The sequence below is a fragment of the Aeribacillus sp. FSL W8-0870 genome, assembly GCF_037963755.1.
Lineage (GTDB): Bacteria > Bacillota > Bacilli > Bacillales > Aeribacillaceae > Aeribacillus > Aeribacillus composti.
Map to the genome: position 1 here is coordinate 3244125 of NZ_CP150165.1, position 18887 is coordinate 3263011.

Annotated in this window: 17 protein-coding genes, 1 pseudogene and 1 CRISPR repeat array; of the genes and pseudogenes, 3 read left to right on the forward strand and 15 right to left on the reverse strand. The window is 39.6% G+C overall.

Going from position 1 to position 18887, the window contains the following annotated elements:
- Window positions 1-50: 50 nt before the first annotated feature.
- The 4 genes from NSU02_RS15720 to NSU02_RS15735 all read right to left on the reverse strand — a co-directional run bounded on the left by NSU02_RS15720 (window position 51) and on the right by NSU02_RS15735 (window position 5404).
- A complete protein-coding gene (locus NSU02_RS15720; RefSeq protein WP_094244576.1) occupies window positions 51-1268 on the reverse strand; it encodes a dihydrolipoamide acetyltransferase family protein in 1218 nt (405 codons plus the stop codon).
- 77 nt (window positions 1269-1345) lie between these two features.
- The gene (locus NSU02_RS15725; protein ID WP_339193269.1) at window positions 1346-2380 is read right to left on the reverse strand and encodes an alpha-ketoacid dehydrogenase subunit beta; all 1035 of its coding nucleotides are present in this window, start codon (window positions 2378-2380) and stop codon (window positions 1346-1348) included.
- A 26-nt stretch (window positions 2381-2406) separates the two neighbouring features.
- Window positions 2407-3399 (reverse strand): thiamine pyrophosphate-dependent dehydrogenase E1 component subunit alpha, encoded by a 993-nt coding sequence (locus NSU02_RS15730; RefSeq protein WP_063387224.1) that lies wholly within the window; start codon window positions 3397-3399, stop codon window positions 2407-2409.
- Between the two features lie 154 nt (window positions 3400-3553).
- Window positions 3554-5404 (reverse strand): sigma-54-dependent Fis family transcriptional regulator, encoded by a 1851-nt coding sequence (locus NSU02_RS15735; protein ID WP_066250963.1) that lies wholly within the window; start codon window positions 5402-5404, stop codon window positions 3554-3556.
- 530 nt (window positions 5405-5934) lie between these two features.
- Here NSU02_RS15735 and efeO point away from each other — a divergent pair.
- The 3 genes from efeO to NSU02_RS15750 are packed head-to-tail and all read left to right on the forward strand — an operon-like array spanning window position 5935 to window position 9878.
- Window positions 5935-6786, forward strand: a complete 852-nt coding sequence (efeO, locus tag NSU02_RS15740) for an iron uptake system protein EfeO (RefSeq protein ID WP_339193270.1) — start codon at window positions 5935-5937, stop codon at window positions 6784-6786.
- Between the two features lie 3 nt (window positions 6787-6789).
- Window positions 6790-8088: an iron uptake transporter deferrochelatase/peroxidase subunit gene (gene efeB, locus NSU02_RS15745; RefSeq protein WP_327873404.1), complete on the forward strand. Its 1299-nt coding sequence runs from the start codon at window positions 6790-6792 to the stop codon at window positions 8086-8088.
- Window positions 8089-8120: 32 nt separating this feature from the next.
- Window positions 8121-9878, forward strand: coding sequence for an FTR1 family protein (locus NSU02_RS15750; protein WP_327873405.1), 1758 nt, complete (start codon window positions 8121-8123; stop codon window positions 9876-9878).
- Between the two features lie 118 nt (window positions 9879-9996).
- On the opposite strand, the gene NSU02_RS15755 is transcribed toward NSU02_RS15750, so the two are convergent.
- The 11 genes and pseudogenes from NSU02_RS15755 to NSU02_RS15805 form a co-directional block, all read right to left on the reverse strand.
- Window positions 9997-10467 (reverse strand): TIM barrel protein, encoded by a 471-nt coding sequence (locus NSU02_RS15755; protein WP_327873407.1) that lies wholly within the window; start codon window positions 10465-10467, stop codon window positions 9997-9999.
- A gap of 12 nt (window positions 10468-10479) precedes the next feature.
- A complete protein-coding gene (locus NSU02_RS15760; RefSeq protein ID WP_327873408.1) occupies window positions 10480-10767 on the reverse strand; it encodes a hypothetical protein in 288 nt (95 codons plus the stop codon).
- 117 nt (window positions 10768-10884) lie between these two features.
- Window positions 10885-11529 (reverse strand): SDR family oxidoreductase, encoded by a 645-nt coding sequence (locus tag NSU02_RS15765; RefSeq protein ID WP_063387218.1) that lies wholly within the window; start codon window positions 11527-11529, stop codon window positions 10885-10887.
- A gap of 43 nt (window positions 11530-11572) precedes the next feature.
- Window positions 11573-12518, reverse strand: a pseudogene (locus tag NSU02_RS15770) (LLM class oxidoreductase).
- Between the two features lie 132 nt (window positions 12519-12650).
- Entirely contained in the window at window positions 12651-13763 is a 1113-nt protein-coding gene (mnmA, locus tag NSU02_RS15775; protein WP_082829590.1) for a tRNA 2-thiouridine(34) synthase MnmA, read from the reverse strand.
- An 82-nt stretch (window positions 13764-13845) separates the two neighbouring features.
- On the reverse strand, window positions 13846-14280 hold the full coding sequence (locus NSU02_RS15780; RefSeq protein WP_063387215.1) for an Rrf2 family transcriptional regulator: 435 nt from the start codon (window positions 14278-14280) through the stop codon (window positions 13846-13848).
- A gap of 895 nt (window positions 14281-15175) precedes the next feature.
- Window positions 15176-15760 (reverse strand): DJ-1/PfpI family protein, encoded by a 585-nt coding sequence (locus NSU02_RS15785; protein ID WP_339193272.1) that lies wholly within the window; start codon window positions 15758-15760, stop codon window positions 15176-15178.
- A gap of 536 nt (window positions 15761-16296) precedes the next feature.
- Window positions 16297-16651: a CRISPR direct-repeat array (repeat unit 29 nt; unit sequence GTTTCAATTCCTTATAGTTAAGATAAAAA).
- Between the two features lie 319 nt (window positions 16652-16970).
- Window positions 16971-17171, reverse strand: a complete 201-nt coding sequence (locus NSU02_RS15790) for a hypothetical protein (RefSeq protein WP_339193273.1) — start codon at window positions 17169-17171, stop codon at window positions 16971-16973.
- Entirely contained in the window at window positions 17150-17521 is a 372-nt protein-coding gene (locus tag NSU02_RS15795) for a dienelactone hydrolase family protein (protein ID WP_339193274.1), read from the reverse strand. The genes NSU02_RS15790 and NSU02_RS15795 overlap by 22 nt, the downstream gene beginning before the upstream one ends.
- A 176-nt stretch (window positions 17522-17697) precedes the next feature.
- Window positions 17698-18051, reverse strand: a complete 354-nt coding sequence (locus NSU02_RS15800; protein ID WP_201108580.1) for a n-acetylglutamate synthase — start codon at window positions 18049-18051, stop codon at window positions 17698-17700.
- Between the two features lie 339 nt (window positions 18052-18390).
- Window positions 18391-18789 (reverse strand): hypothetical protein, encoded by a 399-nt coding sequence (locus tag NSU02_RS15805; protein WP_339193275.1) that lies wholly within the window; start codon window positions 18787-18789, stop codon window positions 18391-18393.
- Between the last annotated feature and the right edge of the window lie 98 nt (window positions 18790-18887).

The window sequence follows — 18887 nt, forward strand, 5'->3', positions numbered from 1 at the left end:
ACGCATTACTTTTATAGTGAAAAAATCAAGCAAGCTTGAAAGCCGAAAACTCACAGCCATAAAAGCTGATACGGCTTTTCTAAATATTTTTTCACCAGCCCGAGAAATTGGCTTGCCGGAGCTCCATCAATTACTTGATGGTCAAACGTTAAGCTGAGCGGCAAAATTTTTCTCTTTTGAATGGTATCTCCTGAAAACACTGCCGTATCCGCAGCTGTTCCTACTCCGAGAATGCCCACTTCCGGAGGATTCAAAATCGGGGTGAAAAATTCAACGCCGTAAGCCCCTAAACTGGTGATCGTAAAGGTCGAGCCGCTCATTTCTTCGCTGCTTAAATTTCCTTCTCTTGCCTTCTTACTTAGTTCCTTGATATTTTTCGAAATTTCGTTTAAGGAAAGCTTGTCGGCATGGCGCAAAACCGGCACAACGAGCCCGTTCTCCAATGCAACTGCAATGCCTAAATGCACTGAATCATACGTTTGAATCTGCCCATTTTCATACAAACTGTTCATTTGCTTTTGATTTCGCAGCGACAGAATGACCGCCTTAGCTACAAAGTCAGTAATAGTCAATTTTAAATTCTGCTCATCCTGCAGTTCGCTTTTAATCTTTTCTTGCAGCTCAAATAAAGAGGTCACATCGGCTTTCATATGAATCGTCAGCTGTGCTGTCTGATGCAGACTTGTAAACATCCTTGATGCAATCACTTTACGCATGCCAGTGACAGTTTTTACTGCAATATCTTCTTGCTCTTCCGCCGGCTTATTTGTCGGGATTACTACTTCTTGTTCAGGTTCTAAATGGGGGGATGCTTTTTTCGATTGAATCGCTTTTTCAACGTCCGCTCTTGTAATTCTTCCTTTTGGCCCTGAACCCGAAATACTGCTCAAATCAATCCCGGCTTCACGTGCTAGTTTTCGGGCGGCAGGTGAAACGCGAATTGTTGTTTGAGAAGATAAGCTTTCTTCTTTCAAAATGGTTGTCGCCACTTCTTGGGCAGCATCGTTCGTTATGTTGTTGATTACCTCCCCTTCTTGACCGATATAGCCAATGGCTTTTCCTACTTCCACTGTTTCATCCTGCTCGGCAGCAATCTCTAATAACACGCCATCTTGCGGTGCTTCGATATCCTTTTCAATCTTATCAGAGCTGATCACCACAACTGGTTCTCCTTTTTTTACTGGATCGCCCTTTTTCTTTAACCACTCTACTACCGTTCCTTCTTCCATGCTCATTCCCAGCTTTGGCATGATAATTTCAACTGTCATGTTTCATCTCTCCTTTGATGAATACTAGAAATGCTATGCGTGTTGATGTCTCCATTCATCAACACGCACAGCTTTTTTTATGCGGTCACGATCGCTTCGTCTCCAATTATTTCAGCCGCTGCCTTAAGCACTTTTTCCGGTGTCGGCAAGTAAAGATCCTCCAGCGCAGGCGAAAAAGGAACCGGACAATGCGGAGCCGTAATCAGCTTAATTGGTCCATCCAGATAATCAAATCCTTTATCTGCTACAAGAGCGGAAATGTCAGCAGCTGCACTGCAGCGAGGATTTGCCTCATCAATGACAATTAACCGGCCTGTCTTCGATACAGAAGATAAAATCGTTTCTTCATCAAGCGGGGACAGTGTTCTCGGATCAATTACCTCCGTTTCGACTCCTCTCGTTTTTAATATGTCGGCAGCCTTCAAGGCCGTGTGCACTTGCTTCCCTATCGCTACGATGGTCAAATCGCTGCCTTCCCGTTTGATATCCGCTTTTCCAAACGGGATCGTGTAAAATCCTTCCTCTACTTCTCCTTTCAGGTTATAAAGTGTTTTATCTTCAAAAAAGATAACGGGATCATCGTCAAAGATGGAGGTAAGCAACAGTCCCTTCGCATCCGCCGGTGTAGAAGGAGCAACGACTTTTAAACCGGGTATATGGGTAAAAAGGGCATACAGGCTTTGGGAATGCTGTGCCGCCGCTCGAAAGCCGGCACCGTGCATTGTTCGTATCGTTACAGGCACCTTCGCCTTGCCTCCGAACATATAACGAAGTTTTGCCGCTTGGTTCATAACTTCATCTAAGCAGCTGCCGATAAAATCGTTAAACATTAATTCGGCAATCGGTCTTAGTCCTGTTGCTGCGGCGGTAACTGCTGCACCAATATAGCCGGCCTCCGCAATAGGCGTATCCAACACTCTTTCTCTTCCAAACTCTTGAACAAGACCTTTCGTAACCCCCATTACTCCTCCCCAAGCTTCATCGTCCTGCAAATGATCCACATTCGCTCCTCCTGCAACGTCTTCTCCAAGTAAAATAACATTTTGATCTTTGCGCATTGCCAGCTTCATAGCTTCATTGACCGCACCAGAAAAAGAAATTTTTCTTGCCATTTTTCGTTCCTCCTAACTCCTTTGATTTAATAAGATACATAAACGTCCTTTAAAAGATCCTCAGCAGACGGAAACGGGCTTTTTTCAGCAAAATGTACCGCCTCCTCAACCGCTTTTGTTACCTGTTGTTCGATATTTAATAATTCTTGTTCGGATATTAATTGATTGGAAAGAATGTAATGGCGGAATTTTGCAATTGCATCATTCTCCTGTAAATGCTTTTGTTTTTCTTCCGCAGATTTGTAAGTCTGGGCGTCACCTTCAAAATGTCCGTAATTCCGATATGTCTTACATTCAATTAATGTCGGGCCCTCTCCATTTCGAGCTCGTGCAACTGCTCTTTCTGCCGCCTCATATACAGCTACCACATCTTTGCCGTCGACCACTTCTCCCGGGATATTATAGGCTTGAGCCCGATCCGCAATGTTTTTACAGCTGGATGCATATTCAAATGGGGTCGCTTCTGCATATCCGTTGTTTTCCGCCACAAAAACAACAGGCAATTTCCATATAGCTGCAAGATTAATACCTTCATGAAATGTTCCATGATTGTTCGCGCCGTCTCCGAAAAAACAAACTGCAACCGCTCCCGACTTCTTCAATTTTGCTGTCAGGCCTGCCCCAACAGCTAGCGGGAACCCCCCGCCGACAATTCCGTTGGCCCCAAGCATTCCTTTTTCAACATCGGCAATATGCATCGATCCTCCTTTTCCGTTGCACAATCCTGTTGCCTTTCCGTAAATTTCAGACATCATTCCGTTCAAATCACAGCCTTTGGCAATGCAATGTCCATGTCCGCGATGCGTACTTGTGATATAATCTTTGTCATCTAAATGCGCGCAAATTCCTACAGCGACCGCTTCCTCGCCAGCATATAAATGGACAAAGCCAGGCAGCACTCCTTTGCTGAAAATTTCATGAACCTTGTCCTCAAACTGGCGAATTTCATGCATTTTCTGAAATATCCATTTTGCTTTTTCTTGTGTAATGGGAGTAGATGTTGATTTGGCAATCGTCATAAAGATAACCTCCTATTTGATTGGCTTCACTTTTTTCATTTGCAACTATCATGCCAATAAAAAAATGCTTACAAATCAACATTCTTTGTAAGCGCTTTATAAAAAATATTTTTTTCATCTCATTTTGTCCTAATTTTTATCGTTTTGTCGCAAATTAGCTCAATTTATATTTTTTTAATTTGCGATACAGTGTACTTCGAGAGATATTTAACGCAGCAGCCGCCTCACCAATATTTCCATTTGTTTTCTTCAACATATTTAGAATGCGTTCTCTTTCTAGCTGATCCCGATACGACAAATTACCTTTATGGAATGTTTCGGAATTTTCCTGTTCTTGCTCCCAAGCAATCAGCATGGATTTCAAGTGGGAAATGGATGGAATACGGTCTCCATATTCCACTCGTATACGCTCGAGCACGTTAAACAGCTCCCTTATATTTCCGGGCCAGTGATAAGCTGAAAACAATTGTATGACATCATCTGGAAAAGAAATGAGCCAATCATTTTTTTGACAATAATACTCAATAAAGAATGGGATATCTTCTTTACGCTCTCTTAATGGCGGAACGTTAAGCGTGCATACATAAATGCGGTAAAATAAATCTTCACGCAGCTTTCCTTCCTTTACTAATTTGTATAAATTGCGATGTGTTGCAGTTATGACTCTTATATCAACAGGAACGGGCTTTTCCCCGCCAATCGGTACAACTTCTTTTTCCTGAAGCACTCTTAAAAGCGCTACTTGCATTTCCGACGGTATTTCACCGATTTCATCAAGAAAAATGGTTCCGCCGTCAGCCTGAACAAATTTCCCTTTATGCCCCGTCCGTTTGGCTCCTGTAAATGCCCCGTCAACGTAACCAAATAACTCGCTGCCGATCAATTCCTTTGGAATAGCTCCGCAATTTACTGCAACAAACGGCTTATTTTTTCTCACACTATTTTGATGAATCGAACGAGCAATGAGTTCTTTTCCTGTTCCTGTTTCTCCCATGATACAAACAGTCGACTCCGTTTTTGCAACTTTTTCACAGATCTTTAAAAGATTTTGAAATGATAAGCTTTTTCCAACTACTCCTTCAAAGTGATAAATTGTTGTAGGAAATGGAAAAGCTTCATGATAATTCGTCTTCTGCAGGGTAACTTCATAGCCAATCAAATCATGGTAAATGGAAGAAAAAATAGGAGTCTTCGTTTTGATTCGCCAATTTTTATCACAAATTTCTTCAAGCGGTTGATCCATCATGCTCGCGAAGAAAGAACGTAAACAATGGTTGATCCATACAATCTTCCCTTGATCATCACATATCATTGAAGGGAAATGAGGATTTTTCACTTTCGATGAATATTTAAGCAACTCCAACATATCGTCCTTTTTTCTCATGTGAAATTGTTGTTCAATCGTATACGCTGCAGCGACAACAGTGGCTAAGGCATGGTTGGAAAATTGAGAGCAGTCGATGGGGTAAGATAAGTCGATAATTCCGACAAGTTCTTTTTTTTCGTCATAGATCGGCGTGGCTGAACATACCCACTGCTGAGAAGCAAGAGAGTAATGCTCTAACCCAGTAACCGTAATAGGTTCACGAATCCTCAATGTTGTTCCAATTGCGTTCGTCCCCACCTCATCTTCAGTCCACTTCACCCCCTCAATAAAATTGATTGTTTCTGCCTTGTTCATGGCCTGTTTATGGCCGTTCATATACAAAACGTATCCGTTACTATCAGCGAGAAGAAGAATTGATTTCGTTTCTTGAAACACTTTTTCCAAATGTTCTAATATCGGAGCAGCAATTTGAAGCAATCTTTGATTCTTTTTCCTTCTTTCCGTCAACAGCTGCGAATCGAGCACAATCCTTCCTTTTCCATCGTAAGGATCGACATTTTGTCGGCGGCAAATATACCATGACTCTTCAATTCTTTTATTCATCCTCCCATGATCCAATACTCCCTCCCGAACAAAACGGCGCCAAATTTCGTGTTTCAAAGGATCAACGATACTCATTTTTCTCCTCCTTCCCACATTTTCCACCAATATGAACATTCGACTTTTTATGCAAAATTCCTTTTGAAATACGCTAATCGTTGAATTAAAGCTTTTACTGCTGAACAGTTTTTTATTTTAGATAGCGACTTGTCTGGAAAAGTTTTTTAGATAAACGCTTCATAGGTCATCGTGAAAATGAAAACGATCCAAGCGACAGCCATGGAACTTTTCATTGTCAAAATCAGATTATTATGATGCGGTGAAAACAATGAAACGTTGTGTTGACCAAACATTGATTAAATGGTTTTTCGTCATAATCAAATATATGAAACTGAAAGACTGAAATTCTGGAAGTATCTTAACATTTGCATTTCGAGGATGTTAGTCATTCAATAATGCAGTAAAACGTATAGGCTTATCTAGCGAGCAATATTGACATACAATTTTCACCTTTAAGTTCTAGTAACAGGAAGAAAACTATTGAAGTTGATTTTCATTCCCAATATAATTGAGAATGAAAATCATTAATTTGAGGGGTTGTTGATCGCATGAAACGCTATAAATTGCCTGTCATATTATTTTTATCAAGCAGTTTGTTGTTTAGCTGTTCCCAATCAAATGAAAGTTCAACAACGGAACCGGCAAAAAAAGATACAGCGAAAGAAAGCTCCCAAGTTGATTTAAATCAAATATCTACAGATTATCGCACGTTTGCGATCGCTGAAATAGATGAATTTGTTAAAAAGACAGAAGAGTTTGCCAATGCAGTGATCGCTGGGGATGTGGAAAAAGCAAAAGAACTTTATGCGCCGGCTCGCATGCACTATGAGCGTTCTGAACCGATTGCTGAAGCGTTTGCAGAACTCGATCCGAAAATTGACGCTCGTGAAGGTGATGTCCCTGATGCAGAGTGGGGAGGTTATCACCGGATTGAAAAGGGACTCTGGGTTGATAATACGACGAAAGGCTATGAAAAATATGCTGAGCAGCTTATAAAAGATGTGAAGCTTTTGCGTGCAAAAGTTGAAACTGTTGATGTGACACCCGATCTTTTGATCACCGGCGCAGTCGACCTTTTAAATGAAGTTTCAACATCAAAAGTTACCGGGGAAGAGGATCGTTATTCCCATACAGATTTATACGATTTTGTTGCCAATGTTGAGGGTGCTGAAAAGATTTATGAATTAATGAGCCCTGCCCTTAAGGAAAAGGATGAAGCGCTCGCTAAGGAAATCGAACAGCGGTTTCAGGCAGTTTATGCACTTCTTGACAAATATAAAAAAGGCGACGGGTATATTTCATATACTGAGCTGACCAAGGATCAAGTAAAAGAATTGAGCCAATCGATCAATGAACTGGCAGAGCCTCTTTCTAAACTAGGGGTTGTACTGGAGGGATAGCCGATGTCTGAACCTGATAAAAAAGAAACGACATCTGTCTTTAACAAGAACGTATCAAGACGGGATGTGTTGAAGGCTGCGGGCATCGGAGGAGTCGGCGTGCTAATCGGTGCATCCGGCATTGGTGGAGCGCTAGCATTGGCTGACGTGTTGCCGACCTCTCAAAAAAAAGAAAATACAAATGCGGTTGTTCCGTTTTACGGAAAACATCAGGCAGGCATTGCAACTGAAGTGCAAAACCACATTTATTTTGCTGCATTTGACGTGACGGCTGAAGGCAGAAACGAGCTTATTCAGCTTTTTAAAGAATGGACGAAGGCTGCCGCAGCTATGACAGAAGGCAAATCGGTTGGAGATCCAGCTAATAATAAATACCTTCCTCCAGATGATACGGGGGAAGCTGCAGGACTTAATGCGTCAAATTTAACCATTACTTTCGGCATCGGCCCGACGCTTTTTACAAAAAACAATAAGGACAGATTTGGTTTGCAAAAAAAGCAGCCGGATGAACTAAAAGAACTGCCGAAGTTTCCGCTTGATTCGCTGGAAGAGCAGTGGACAGGCGGAGATCTTTGTATTCAAGCATGCTCGGATGATTTGCAGGTTGCCTTCCATGCGGTTAGAAATTTAGCGAGAATTGCCCGCGGTAAAGCGGTTCTTCGCTGGGCACAGGCCGGCTTCCAGCGTACAAAGCAAGCGAGTCCGAAAAAGGAAACGCCGCGAAATTTATTTGGCTTTAAGGATGGAACAGTGAATCCAAATGTGAAAAATTCTGCTGAAATGAATCAATACGTTTGGGTGCAGCCCGGTGACGGACCTGATTGGCTCGTGAACGGAACGTATTTAGTAGTAAGGCGGATTCAAATGTTTATCGAAGTTTGGGATCGGACTACTTTAAAGGAACAAGAAAATACGTTTGGCAGATACCGGGATTCAGGTGCATACCTCGGGCAAAAAAATGAGTTTGATCCGCCGGATTTTGAAAAGAAGAATGAAAACGGAGAATACTACATTCCAATGACCGCCCATGTTCGAGTCGCTCACGGTGACGGAAAACAGAAAATTTTGCGCCGTTCTTATTCATATGCGGATGGACTAGATGCAAAAACTGGAACATTTGATGCCGGATTATTGTTTATCAGCTTTCAGCGCAGCATAAGCAAGCAATTTATCCCAATTCAAAAGCGGCTTTCGCAAATGGACGAATTAAACGAATATATCGTCCATCGAGGAAGTGCCGTATTTGCCTGTCTTCCTGGAGTAAAAAAAGGCGGATATATTGGAGAAACGTTATTTTCATAATCCCTTTCTCTCTTTCATAGGAGTTGAAACTGATGTATAAAAAATTAGGGCTTATTGCCTTCGCAATTCTTTTCACAATGGGTATTTTCTCAAATAAAGCCGTAGCCGCAGAGACCCTTGATGATTTATATGTTTTGATAGGCGATGCCATCATGAAAACAAAGGAAGCGAACTGGGATGTCGTACAGGACAATTTGGAACAATTCTCACAGCAATGGAACGAAGTAAAAGCAGTTGATAGCAAAAAAACAGCTGAAGTCGATAAACAGTTAAAAAATGCGAAAAACGCCCTGGCTCAATCTGAAAAAGATGCAACGAAAATAAGTGAAAATTTGTCCGCTTTATCAAAAGCGCTTACTTCGTACGAAGAAGAACAAAATCCGACAGATCCGCAAAAAGAAAAAGAAAAGCTAAAACAGATGTATCAATTTATTGATGAAATCGAAAAAATGATTCAAAATAATAATTTTGATCAGGCGGCCATGAAATATCAGCAATTACTCTCCACTTGGACGGCAAACGAGAACATTGTTCGTACCGAAAGCGTTGTTTCGTATGGCGAAATTGAAACACAGCTTGCTTTGTTAAGAATTTCACTGACGCAAACTCCGCCTGATCGAGAGAAGGCTTTAAAGAGCCTCCAGGATCTGACAGCTTCTATTGAAAATTTTTTAAGCGGAAAAAATGCGGGGAAATCCGCTGGAAATGAATACACATTAAGTGATGTAACAGATTTATTGGAAAAAAGCGTACAGTCGCTAAAAGATCATAACCCATCCGAGGCATCAGAACATTTAAACAAAATATTGCTTATATGGCCGGTAGTTGAAGGGGAGGTTCGGACAAAAGACTACTCCCTATACAATCGCATGGAAACTGAAATTCCCTCCGCAATCAGTTTATTGCAGTCTGACAATAAAAACGTAGAAAAAGCTCAAACGATGATTAGTGAATTGTATGATTCCCTTCAGCTCATCGCAGCCAAAACAAGCTATACGTATATAGATGCTATGCTTATTTTACTGCGTGAAGGATTTGAAGCTCTTTTAATCATCGCCGGTTTGCTTTCATTTTTGAAGAAAACGAATCATGCCGACAAACAAGGTTGGATTTGGATCGGCGTTTTATGCGGCATCATTTCTAGTGCTATTCTAGCTGTTGTCATGAACATGTTTTTCTCCAAAATAACTGTTGCCGGAAGCCGCGAATCGATCGAAGGAATCGTCGGCATCACTGCTGTTGTAATGATGCTGACGGTTGGCGCTTGGCTTCACAAAAAGTCAAATATCGCCCACTGGAATCAATATATTAAAGAGCATCTCGGACACGCATTGGCAAAAGGAAGCTTGTTTTCCATGGCCTTGCTAAGTTTTCTCTCAATTTTTCGCGAAGGTGCCGAAACAATTATTTTCTATGCCGGAATGGCTCCGTCGATGGAAATCAGCCAGTTAATTTTAGGAATCGCTATCGCCATGGCGATCTTAGTGATCCTCGGGTTTATTATCATCCGCTTTAGTTCAGCGATTCCCGTCCGGCCGTTCTTTATGGGCGCAACACTGCTTATTTATGTATTATCATTCAAAATGCTCGGAATCAGTATTCATGCCATGCAGATAGCAAACACGCTGCCAACACATTCATTGCCGAATGTTCCTTATATTGAACCAATCGGTTTCTATCCGACGATTGAAACAGTAGTGCCGCAGCTGCTTCTTATTCTTATCATCATCGGCGTAACGATGTATGTGAAAAAAACGGCTGTAAATGAAAAGGCAGTTGTTGAAAAATAAAGGATCTTAAAAGCTTCAATAAAAAAATGTACTTCGGTGAATACCGCAGTACATTAGCTGAATGCACGAGGTGCTAGTTGAACTTATTATTGTTCGACTAGCACCTCAATATTTTTCATTATGGAGTTAATTTTAAATCCGCCCAGTGCGGGTGTGCCTCAACTCTACGCTCCATATCACGGAACGCATTGAGTGAACGTCTCAGCTTACTATAAGCGTCGCCGCCTTCACTCCAACCTAAGTAGCCGATCATTCCGTTATAACCGATCTTTTTTAACTGTCCAAGCAACGCAAAATTATCTAACTCCCCAACATCCAAAGGCTCGATTGTTGCCACTCCGCCAAAACCGTGCGGATTGCGGCTGCTGCCGGACATGTTTACTTGTTTTAAGTAAGGAGCTACCGCTTGAATCGTTCCTTTTAGATTTGTTCCATCTGCCGCATACCAATGGTAGCCGCAAAAGACAATTCCAAGATTAGGATGGTTCAGGCGTTTGCATAGTCTCACTGCATCTTCATGGCGTTCAATCCAGAAGGATAGATGCGTGTAAAGCAAAATGTTAATATTTCTTCGTTCGGCAATCTTCAATGCTTTTTCCAGTCATTTTACTGCGATGTCGTCCCCTTTTGGATCTGAAGGGCGGATATGCTCTCCGACAGATTGAATCGCCAGCTCAACCGTGCTGCACCCTTCCATAATCTCCAGCATCTTTAAAATGCCTGCATTTCTTGGATGGTCCTCGCCTAGTGAAAGATCTAACACAACGTACACGCCTGCGACGTCCAGCCCATATTTCTCCTTAACGTTTTTGAGCTTTTCTACATCTCTCCATCGCTCTCCGTGCCAGACGGATAAATGGGTTGCGTCATAGCCAATTTCCTTTAACATTTCACATCGAGCTTCAAAACTATAAATACCCATTGAATTATAGAAAGCAAAATCCCATTGCGTAAAAAGGGTAAGCCATTTTCTAATTTCTCCCTTCCTTTTCCATTGAACGGTACATTACAGTGATTTCAACGCTTCGCTAATTTCTTTATCTCCTGACATTAAATCGAATGCTTTTCTATACGTATTTGGTTCATCAAGAGCTTGAACAATCGTTCTTGCTACATCCTCCCGAGGAATGTAACCAACAGGTAAGTTTTCGGCTGCGGTAACCAGTCCTGTACCTTTTTCATTCTTTAGATAACCAGGACGAATAATCGTATAATTTAGGCCGCTATTCATCAACACACGGTCGGCATAATGTTTGGCGACATAATATGGCTTAAGGTTTTCCGGCCAGTTCTGACGATTATGGGCTTGGAATGAGCTCACGATAACAAAACGTTCAATTCCGATTTTTTCAGCAGCCTCCATGGCTTTTACAGCGCCGTCTAAATCTATCAGCAATGTTTTATCAGCCCCTGTGTGTCCCCCTGAACCAGCTGAAAATACGATCGCATCGCAGCCTTTGGCCGCTTCGGCAATTTCATCGACAGTGCCTTCCAAATCAGCGAGCACCGCTTCAATTCCTTTTTTCTGAAAATCCTCCAATTGCTCTTGCTTTCGAACCATTGCACGAACAGAATGCTGTTCATGCGCATGAAGCATATTTACTACTTGTTGTCCTACTTGCCCGTTGGCTCCAATGACCAAAACTTTCATCATATCCATCCTTTCTCATATTGATGGTTTTTAAATTTTCTTATCATGTTAAAGCAAGGAAATGCGGAAGCACATACTCGCCTAATTCTTCAATCACTTCTTCGACTGGACGCTGTCCATATTTTAAGTTGATGATGACATGGTTCACACCTGCATCCTGTAAAGCTCCAAGAAATTCGATTACGAAATTTCGTCCCGTACGGAATCCAAGATGTATCGGAATTGGTACATGATTTGGATCTTCCGTTAAGTCAATGTAAAGAGATTGGGAAAATGGCTGAAATTCTTCTGTTATCGAACGCCAATTATCGATTAATGCTTTTTGAAACTTAATTCCACGCGGATAGTATATCCATCCATCACTATGTTCAGCAATCCATTCAGGAGATTGTCCACTGTGACCTGTTACCATTAATGGTATATCTGACAATTTTGGTTTTGGCAGCATATCTCCACTTGTCATATGCACTCGTGTCGTGTTAATCGTCGGAAAATGGTCACGCCAAACCTTTCTTATAGCAGCTACTGATTCTCGGAATAATTCGCTCCGTTCTTCTGGATTCACAGAAAATGCTGGAAACTCGATTGGACGGTCACCAGTTGCGACGCCGAGAATGAGTCTTTCACCAGATAATCTGTCTACAGAAGCTGCCGCTTTTGCCACATGAAGTGGGTGACGCAGCGTTAAAATAATGCTTCCAGTTGCTAAAGCAATCTTATCGGTGTGAGCCGCAACATACCCTAAATACGTAAACGGATCATACATTTGTCCAACATCTCCGAAATTTGGATCGCGCAGCGGCACATCTCTCACAAACAATGAAGCGAAATTCAGCTCTTCTGCTCGTTTTGCCAGCTTCATTTGCTTTTCGATATTCATCTCAGGGACGTCTCCCCATATACGATTCAATCGGAAAGAACAGCCCTAAAGTCAGTTTGTTCTCTTGATACATGCGTGAATACCCTTTATGATTTTTAAATTTTTCCATTGTTTTTACCACTCCTTAAGAAAAGGTGGGCCGTATATAAAGGAAAGGCCCTGTTTAAAATAATTTGTTTTACAGATATGAACAATATTTATAATTTGTACAAAAACATATATTATATCTGTAACGAACTTTTTATGATGCAGCCGCGGCAATAGCAGCATCGTCTTTTATCACTTTGTCAATAATGGCGCTGCCAAGACAAATCTCACCTTCATAAAATACCGCTACTTGCCCTGGTGTCACAGCCTTAACTGGTTTTTCAAATTCTACAAACACCGTTCCATCCGGACGAATATGGACACGCACCTTTTGATCCTCTTGACGGTAGCGGAATTTAGCTGTACATGCAAACGTACTAAGACGAACATCCCCATTTATCAAGTTCAGGTTTGATGCAATCAGTCCAGTAGAGAACAATGCCGGATGGTCTTTGCCTTGAGCAACAAGTAAAACATTGTTGTCTAAATCTTTATCGACGACATACCAAGGTTCTCCTGTTCCTTTGCCGCCGATGCCAAGCCCTTTTCGTTGGCCGATTGTGTAATACATTAAACCATCATGAGTACCGAGCACTTCTCCATCAAGCGAACGAATTTCTCCAGGCTGTGCCGGCAAAAAATTCTTTAAAAAGTTTTTGAAATTTCGTTCTCCAATAAAACAGATTCCGGTACTATCTTTTTTATTGGCGGTAATAAGGTTTAATTCTTGGGCGATTTTTCGCACCTCACCCTTCGTTAACTCACCCAGCGGGAACAGAACTTTAGACAAATGGTCCGATGTTAGCTGGCTAAGAAAATACGTTTGATCTTTATTCGCATCTTTTCCACGCAGCAAGGTGATTTGGCCATTTTCTCTGTTGATTCTTGCGTAATGACCCGTTGCGATATAATCCGCATCAAGTGAAAGAGCATAGTCAACAAACGCTTTAAATTTAATTTCAGTATTGCATATTACATCTGGATTCGGTGTTCGGCCTCGCTTCAGCTCATCCATGAAATACGTAAATACACGATCCCAATATTCTTTTTCAAAGTTGACGCCATAGTAAGGAATCCCGAGTTGGTTGGCAACTCGTTTAACATCTTCATAATCCTCAGCTGCCGTACATACACCATCATCATTCGTATCATCCCAGTTTTTCATAAATACCCCGATGACGTCGTACCCTTCTTTTTTAAGAAGGTAAGCAGCTACAGAGGAATCCACTCCTCCAGACATTCCGACGACTACTCGTTTTTTCTTCAACATCATTCACCTCCTAAAACTGAAACGTTTTTGATTACAGTTTTATTTAAAAAAAATTTTTGCCGCAACAAACTATTTTGTTTCAGGCATGAAACGAACTTTTTGAGCTATTATTATGAATTTCATTAATGATATCTTGGACTGTCACACCTTTTAAATAGTTTAAAAAATGTTCTTCTGCATTATGAAAAATACGAATGAGTACATCTGACAGATGTTTGCCTATTATACAGTTGTCATTGGAATCGGGACATTTCGGCACAAGCGTTTCCTCACTAGTGATTCTAAAAATTTTGTCTAACGTAATTTGTTCAGGCTGAGCGTTTAACGAAAATCCGCCCTTTGCCCCTTCTTTAGAAGCAATTATATTTTCTTTTCTTAATATGCTTAAGATTTTTCTTAATCTTACTGGGTGGACAGAAACACTTTGAGAAATGTCTTCACTGGTTACTCGCTGATTTTGCTTTTCAGCCAGATACGCAACGCAGTGAACGGCAATCGAAAAATCGCTATTCATATTGAACCTTCCTCCTAAGTGTAATAATAATGATTACAGTTTATATTGTCAACTTAAAATTACTTCTTTTCATCAGCCGCAAATAAAAAAATTCGGATCATTGGCCTAAATTTAGTGTCGAGTAGTAATGATAATAAGCGATATAAAGCTCATTAGAAAAAAACAAAAATTAGCATTTTAATCATGATTCCATTCAACTATATGAGCTGCGATTGCTGAAGCTTTGCCAGAGCATCGATTCATTTCCAGACGATCAAAGTTAGTCATGTACAGTGTTTACATGTAGCGCAACGATTAAAAAATTCTTTGTAAAAAATCTTCACATTGGCAGAAACCTTTTGCTATTTCATTATAGACATGATCGATAGATTTACTATACAATTATCTGCTCATTGTGTCTATATAGACTGACATCAGAGAGCAACCTGCTAGTTAAGAAAGAATACTATCAAAACAAATACTCCTCTTTGAAAAGTGAATCTCAAAGAGGAGCAGAGAGCTTTCATTTTATTTTTTCCACGCTTATCCAGTTGGCGGTATTTAGAGTTCCATAAGTACGGAAAGTTTTATCTTGCATAAGTCCGAGTAATCTGCTTCCAATCTGGTGCAAAAATTACGGAATTTCCATGCGGTTTTCGCCTAGTTTATACTTTTGCTTGTGCAAACCCCGTCTAAATTTATTGAGGCGCTTTCGTTTGAAATAATTTTATACTAATCCCTATAAAATCACCCCTGTTAAACAGGCATCGTTCCGAAACTCTTCGCCTAATTAGTGATTAAGCAAAACCGGTGATAATCCGTAATTTGCAGCATTTAAGTATTCAACGAGAAAGCAGTATCATAACAATTCTGAAAATAAATAACAACAAAAAAAGAAAGCTTCTTATGGAAGAACTTAGTCTAAATTATATTGCCTAACTTTGTAATATGGGTAGTCCATTTGTTTTTGAATGCGAAGAACAGCTTCTCTGCCTGCAAGCAGCTCACAAATAAATAAACCGAGATCCACCGATGTTGCGACCCCGCCGCCAGTAATAACATAACCGTCCTTCACAATTCGATCTTCTATAACTTCTAAACAATAAGATCGAAATAAATCATACTCATTTGGATGGGTCGTCGCTTTCTTTCCATCAAGAAAACCAGCAGCGCCAAAAAGTATGGAACCTGTACAAACGGACACTTTATACGTCGCATTGCTGCCCGCTTTTAACCATTCGATAAATTCAGAATCATGCAATAATTCTCGAGTACCGAATCCCCCGGGGACAAATAACAAATCATACTGAGATAAATCAGGAGCCACTTCTTGAATCTTAACTGTAATTCCCCGATCATCACTTATTTCATCTTTCATTCCACACAAGGTCCAGCTTAATTTTTCATTAAAACCCATTGTTTTCAAGCGTGTTACCGCATCATAAAAACCTACAAAATCAAGAGCTGTCATTCGATCAAAAAGAATAAATGCAATTTTCATAGAATACCTCCAAAAATTGAAAAAATTGCCTAACTTATTGCTATCATACGGCATTGCTTTTCATACTTACAAGCTTTTATTTTGTCTTTCACCTGAAATCTCTCTGAATAACTTTTTCTCTTATCCATTCATCGTTCGCCAAATTTATTGTCTGCTAAAGAATATGATTGATTTTCGTGAAGTAAAGGTATATCAAGTTGGGAGGGATTATTATTTAAGAAAGCTGTTTTTATGTGTGTATGAAAGGAAAGGGTGTTTATAAGGAATTTACAATTGAGTTGAAAAACGCCCGCACGGTATGCAAACAGGAATTGATATCGGCTGTCTTAAGACTTCTCCCTTTTATAAGATACGATTATAAAATCAAATGTCTAAATTCATTGAGAGATCAATAGGGTAGAAAAGTGATGCAACAGAGGCAAGAGGCAAAAATAAATGGCACTGCATATGTTTATTCGTTGATCTTTATAATTGAGAAACTATTGCTCACAGATCGGGCAACTGCTTCCGCTTTCAAGTGAACTAATGCTCAATTAGTTTTGATTCCTTATACTTAAAAACCGCAAAAAGCGAGCACTGAAGCTTCAAGATATGGCGTTTCAACTCCTTATAGTTAAGATAAAAACTTCAAGCAGATGGGATTTTGTGCCGAGGAATATTACGTTTCAATTCCTTATAGTTAAGATAAAAACCGGATTCTGAACATGCTGAACAGACTCAACAGCAGGAGTTTCAATTCCTTATAGTTAAGATAAAAACACGAATTTCAGAGACACAGCAAAAGAATTGCACATGTTTCAATTCCTTATAGTTAAGATAAAAACGGAGACGTATTTTATGCTTCTACTATGAGGCAGTATATGTTTCAATTCCTTATAGTTAAGATAAAAAGCCCAAAAAACGTTGATGTTAGTATGTTTTCTAAATAATGGCGGATGTTGGTTTTAATTATAACGAACATGGAAAATTTTCGCAATGGCCCATTATTCTGCTGTTTCCTTCAAAAAACAGCTGTCGTCGATCTCCAGGGATTTTTACACGATTGGAGGTCGACGACTTTTTTTCACACTTGGGCGATGTGATGAACTGCGTTTGTTTCAAAATTCATACCAGAAAAAATATCGTCATTGTTTTGAAACTAACCCTTGCCTTCTCCAGCTAGCCTGCCAATTAGTCAATCATGAAGGGATCTTCACCACAGATAAAGAAGTTAGTCCGCTTTTCCATCGGAGTTAATACGTCTAAATGTTTCCAAAAGAAAAAACAACATCTGGTAAAAAGCTTTTTTTGCTGATGCTTCGTTATATTTTAAAGAGAATGGGTCACTGAATCCATGTTGTCCATTCAACTTATGAACCTCAACATTATGCTTGTTTTCTAAAGCTAAAATTAACTCATCAACATTAAACAATTTTTCTTCTTCTGGAAAGAACAGCAATTCCGGGCATTGAGGCGATATTTCCATATAATTTCTAATACGGAACCATAATACCCAATAATTCCATCAACAAGTCGTTCTTCACTACATAGCCATGCAACGGTTGCTCCTGCACTGAATCCGGCGACAAATATGTTTTTATATCCATCCTTAATCTCCGATAACAAACTTTTAATTATGACCAAAGCGTTTGTAAAACCTATGTTCTCCATAAAATTAAAGTAAGCATCTTCCTCTTGAGAATAATCAAAAGGAGTTTCCTGTTCTAACATATTCGAACAGAAGACATCAAAGTCGAATTTCAGATAATGATTGACAAACATGTTTCATATGTTGATTGATTCCATAAATTTCGTGAACAAGATAATTGCAGCATCAGAATCTTTTTGTATGCTAATCATTATTGCTCCTCCACCAAAGCTGTTGCACCTACTTTAAATTCTCTTTTCACTTTTTCATCACTATACTGCCGGCGACACAGCAATCTTTATTCTTCAACTCAAGTATTATTTTCAACAACTTCTTCAATAATTGAATTTCCTTCCGTTTCCTTATCATCGAGCCATTTCCAATTCTCATACAGTCTAATTCGCCCATCTGGTAAGATTTTTGGAGTAGAAGTACATTTTCCACCCCTAATCTCGTTTTTGATATTCACATGGTTATACCTAAACTCTAAGCATCCATCTTCTTTTACTATCCCAATTAAGAATCCTTTTATAATTTCTCCACCGCTATACGTTGCTGAGATTATATTTCCTTCTTGTTTATATTCAAAAAGCGTTTCTGAAGAAACTTCTCCATTATCTGTATTTTCAATTGAAACAAACTTGCGGCCATTATAATTTATCACAAACAACGCTCCTCTAATTTTTAATTTTCACTATTTTACCACATGTTTTATCCTTTTTTAGCCATCAAATTTATTTTCTCATGTTCAACTATTTCACAAGGGATACTTTGAGAAATACTTAATCAGATTTTCTAGTGCGGAATCGTGTCAAAAAGGGATTCCTACATTCAGCAGGAATCCTTGATACATCCAATGCCGAACTTAAATTTTAGTACAAGAAGGCGGGGTTATCGCTCTGCCTTTAGCTTCTCCGGATTCCTTACTTTCGTTCCCCCGAGTTCAGCAGAAGTTAAAAGTAGATCTCCATTTTTGATACCGCTTTTACTTTTAATGAAAAAATTATTCTTGAGTTAAATAATTGAAATGTTTATCAGTGATATATGTTAGATCAATTCCAAAATTCATCTTATTTAAAATAGGTTTAATATATTCTATTAAATGTGCACCAGTCTCAAAATGATCAGGAAATTTACTAATATAAAATGAATTGTTATTGTCACAATTTGGCTTATGCTCCACTAATCCTTCAATTACTTCAATAATTCGACCGACAATATTTTCTTCTAATTTTTCCTCTGAAATTATTACAGTGTGGATATAATTCTCCGCGCCTTCAAATGAATTTTCATCCTCTATTTCCTTTAAATTTGGAAAATCATCCAAAACACTTGGTCTTCTGTAATCTAAAATCAACAGCATACAGATAGTTTCATTATCTTGATTATCTATACGAAACAATTCTAGATCTCGCAATTTTAGCATTCTTACCAATTTGAACATTAAATATCATCTTTCTAACTTTGGATTCCTTTTTCATTGAAGTATACTAAAGAATT

Bases quoted from the DNA above. Each gene is read 5' to 3' on its own strand.
- NSU02_RS15720 (WP_094244576.1), bottom strand. From the start codon at position 1,268: ATGACAGTTGAAATTATCATGCCAAAGCTGGGAATGAGCATGGAAGAA.
- NSU02_RS15725 (WP_339193269.1), bottom strand. From the start codon at position 2,380: ATGGCAAGAAAAATTTCTTTTTCTGGTGCGGTCAATGAAGCTATGAAG.
- NSU02_RS15730 (WP_063387224.1), bottom strand. From the start codon at position 3,399: ATGACGATTGCCAAATCAACATCTACTCCCATTACACAAGAAAAAGCA.
- NSU02_RS15735 (WP_066250963.1), bottom strand. From the start codon at position 5,404: ATGAGTATCGTTGATCCTTTGAAACACGAAATTTGGCGCCGTTTTGTT.
- efeO (WP_339193270.1), top strand. From the start codon at position 5,935: ATGAAACGCTATAAATTGCCTGTCATATTATTTTTATCAAGCAGTTTG.
- efeB (WP_327873404.1), top strand. From the start codon at position 6,790: ATGTCTGAACCTGATAAAAAAGAAACGACATCTGTCTTTAACAAGAAC.
- NSU02_RS15750 (WP_327873405.1), top strand. From the start codon at position 8,121: ATGTATAAAAAATTAGGGCTTATTGCCTTCGCAATTCTTTTCACAATG.
- NSU02_RS15760 (WP_327873408.1), bottom strand. From the start codon at position 10,767: ATGTTAAAGGAAATTGGCTATGACGCAACCCATTTATCCGTCTGGCAC.
- NSU02_RS15765 (WP_063387218.1), bottom strand. From the start codon at position 11,529: ATGAAAGTTTTGGTCATTGGAGCCAACGGGCAAGTAGGACAACAAGTA.
- NSU02_RS15780 (WP_063387215.1), bottom strand. From the start codon at position 14,280: ATGAATAGCGATTTTTCGATTGCCGTTCACTGCGTTGCGTATCTGGCT.
- NSU02_RS15785 (WP_339193272.1), bottom strand. From the start codon at position 15,760: ATGAAAATTGCATTTATTCTTTTTGATCGAATGACAGCTCTTGATTTT.
- NSU02_RS15795 (WP_339193274.1), bottom strand. From the start codon at position 17,521: ATGTTTGTCAATCATTATCTGAAATTCGACTTTGATGTCTTCTGTTCG.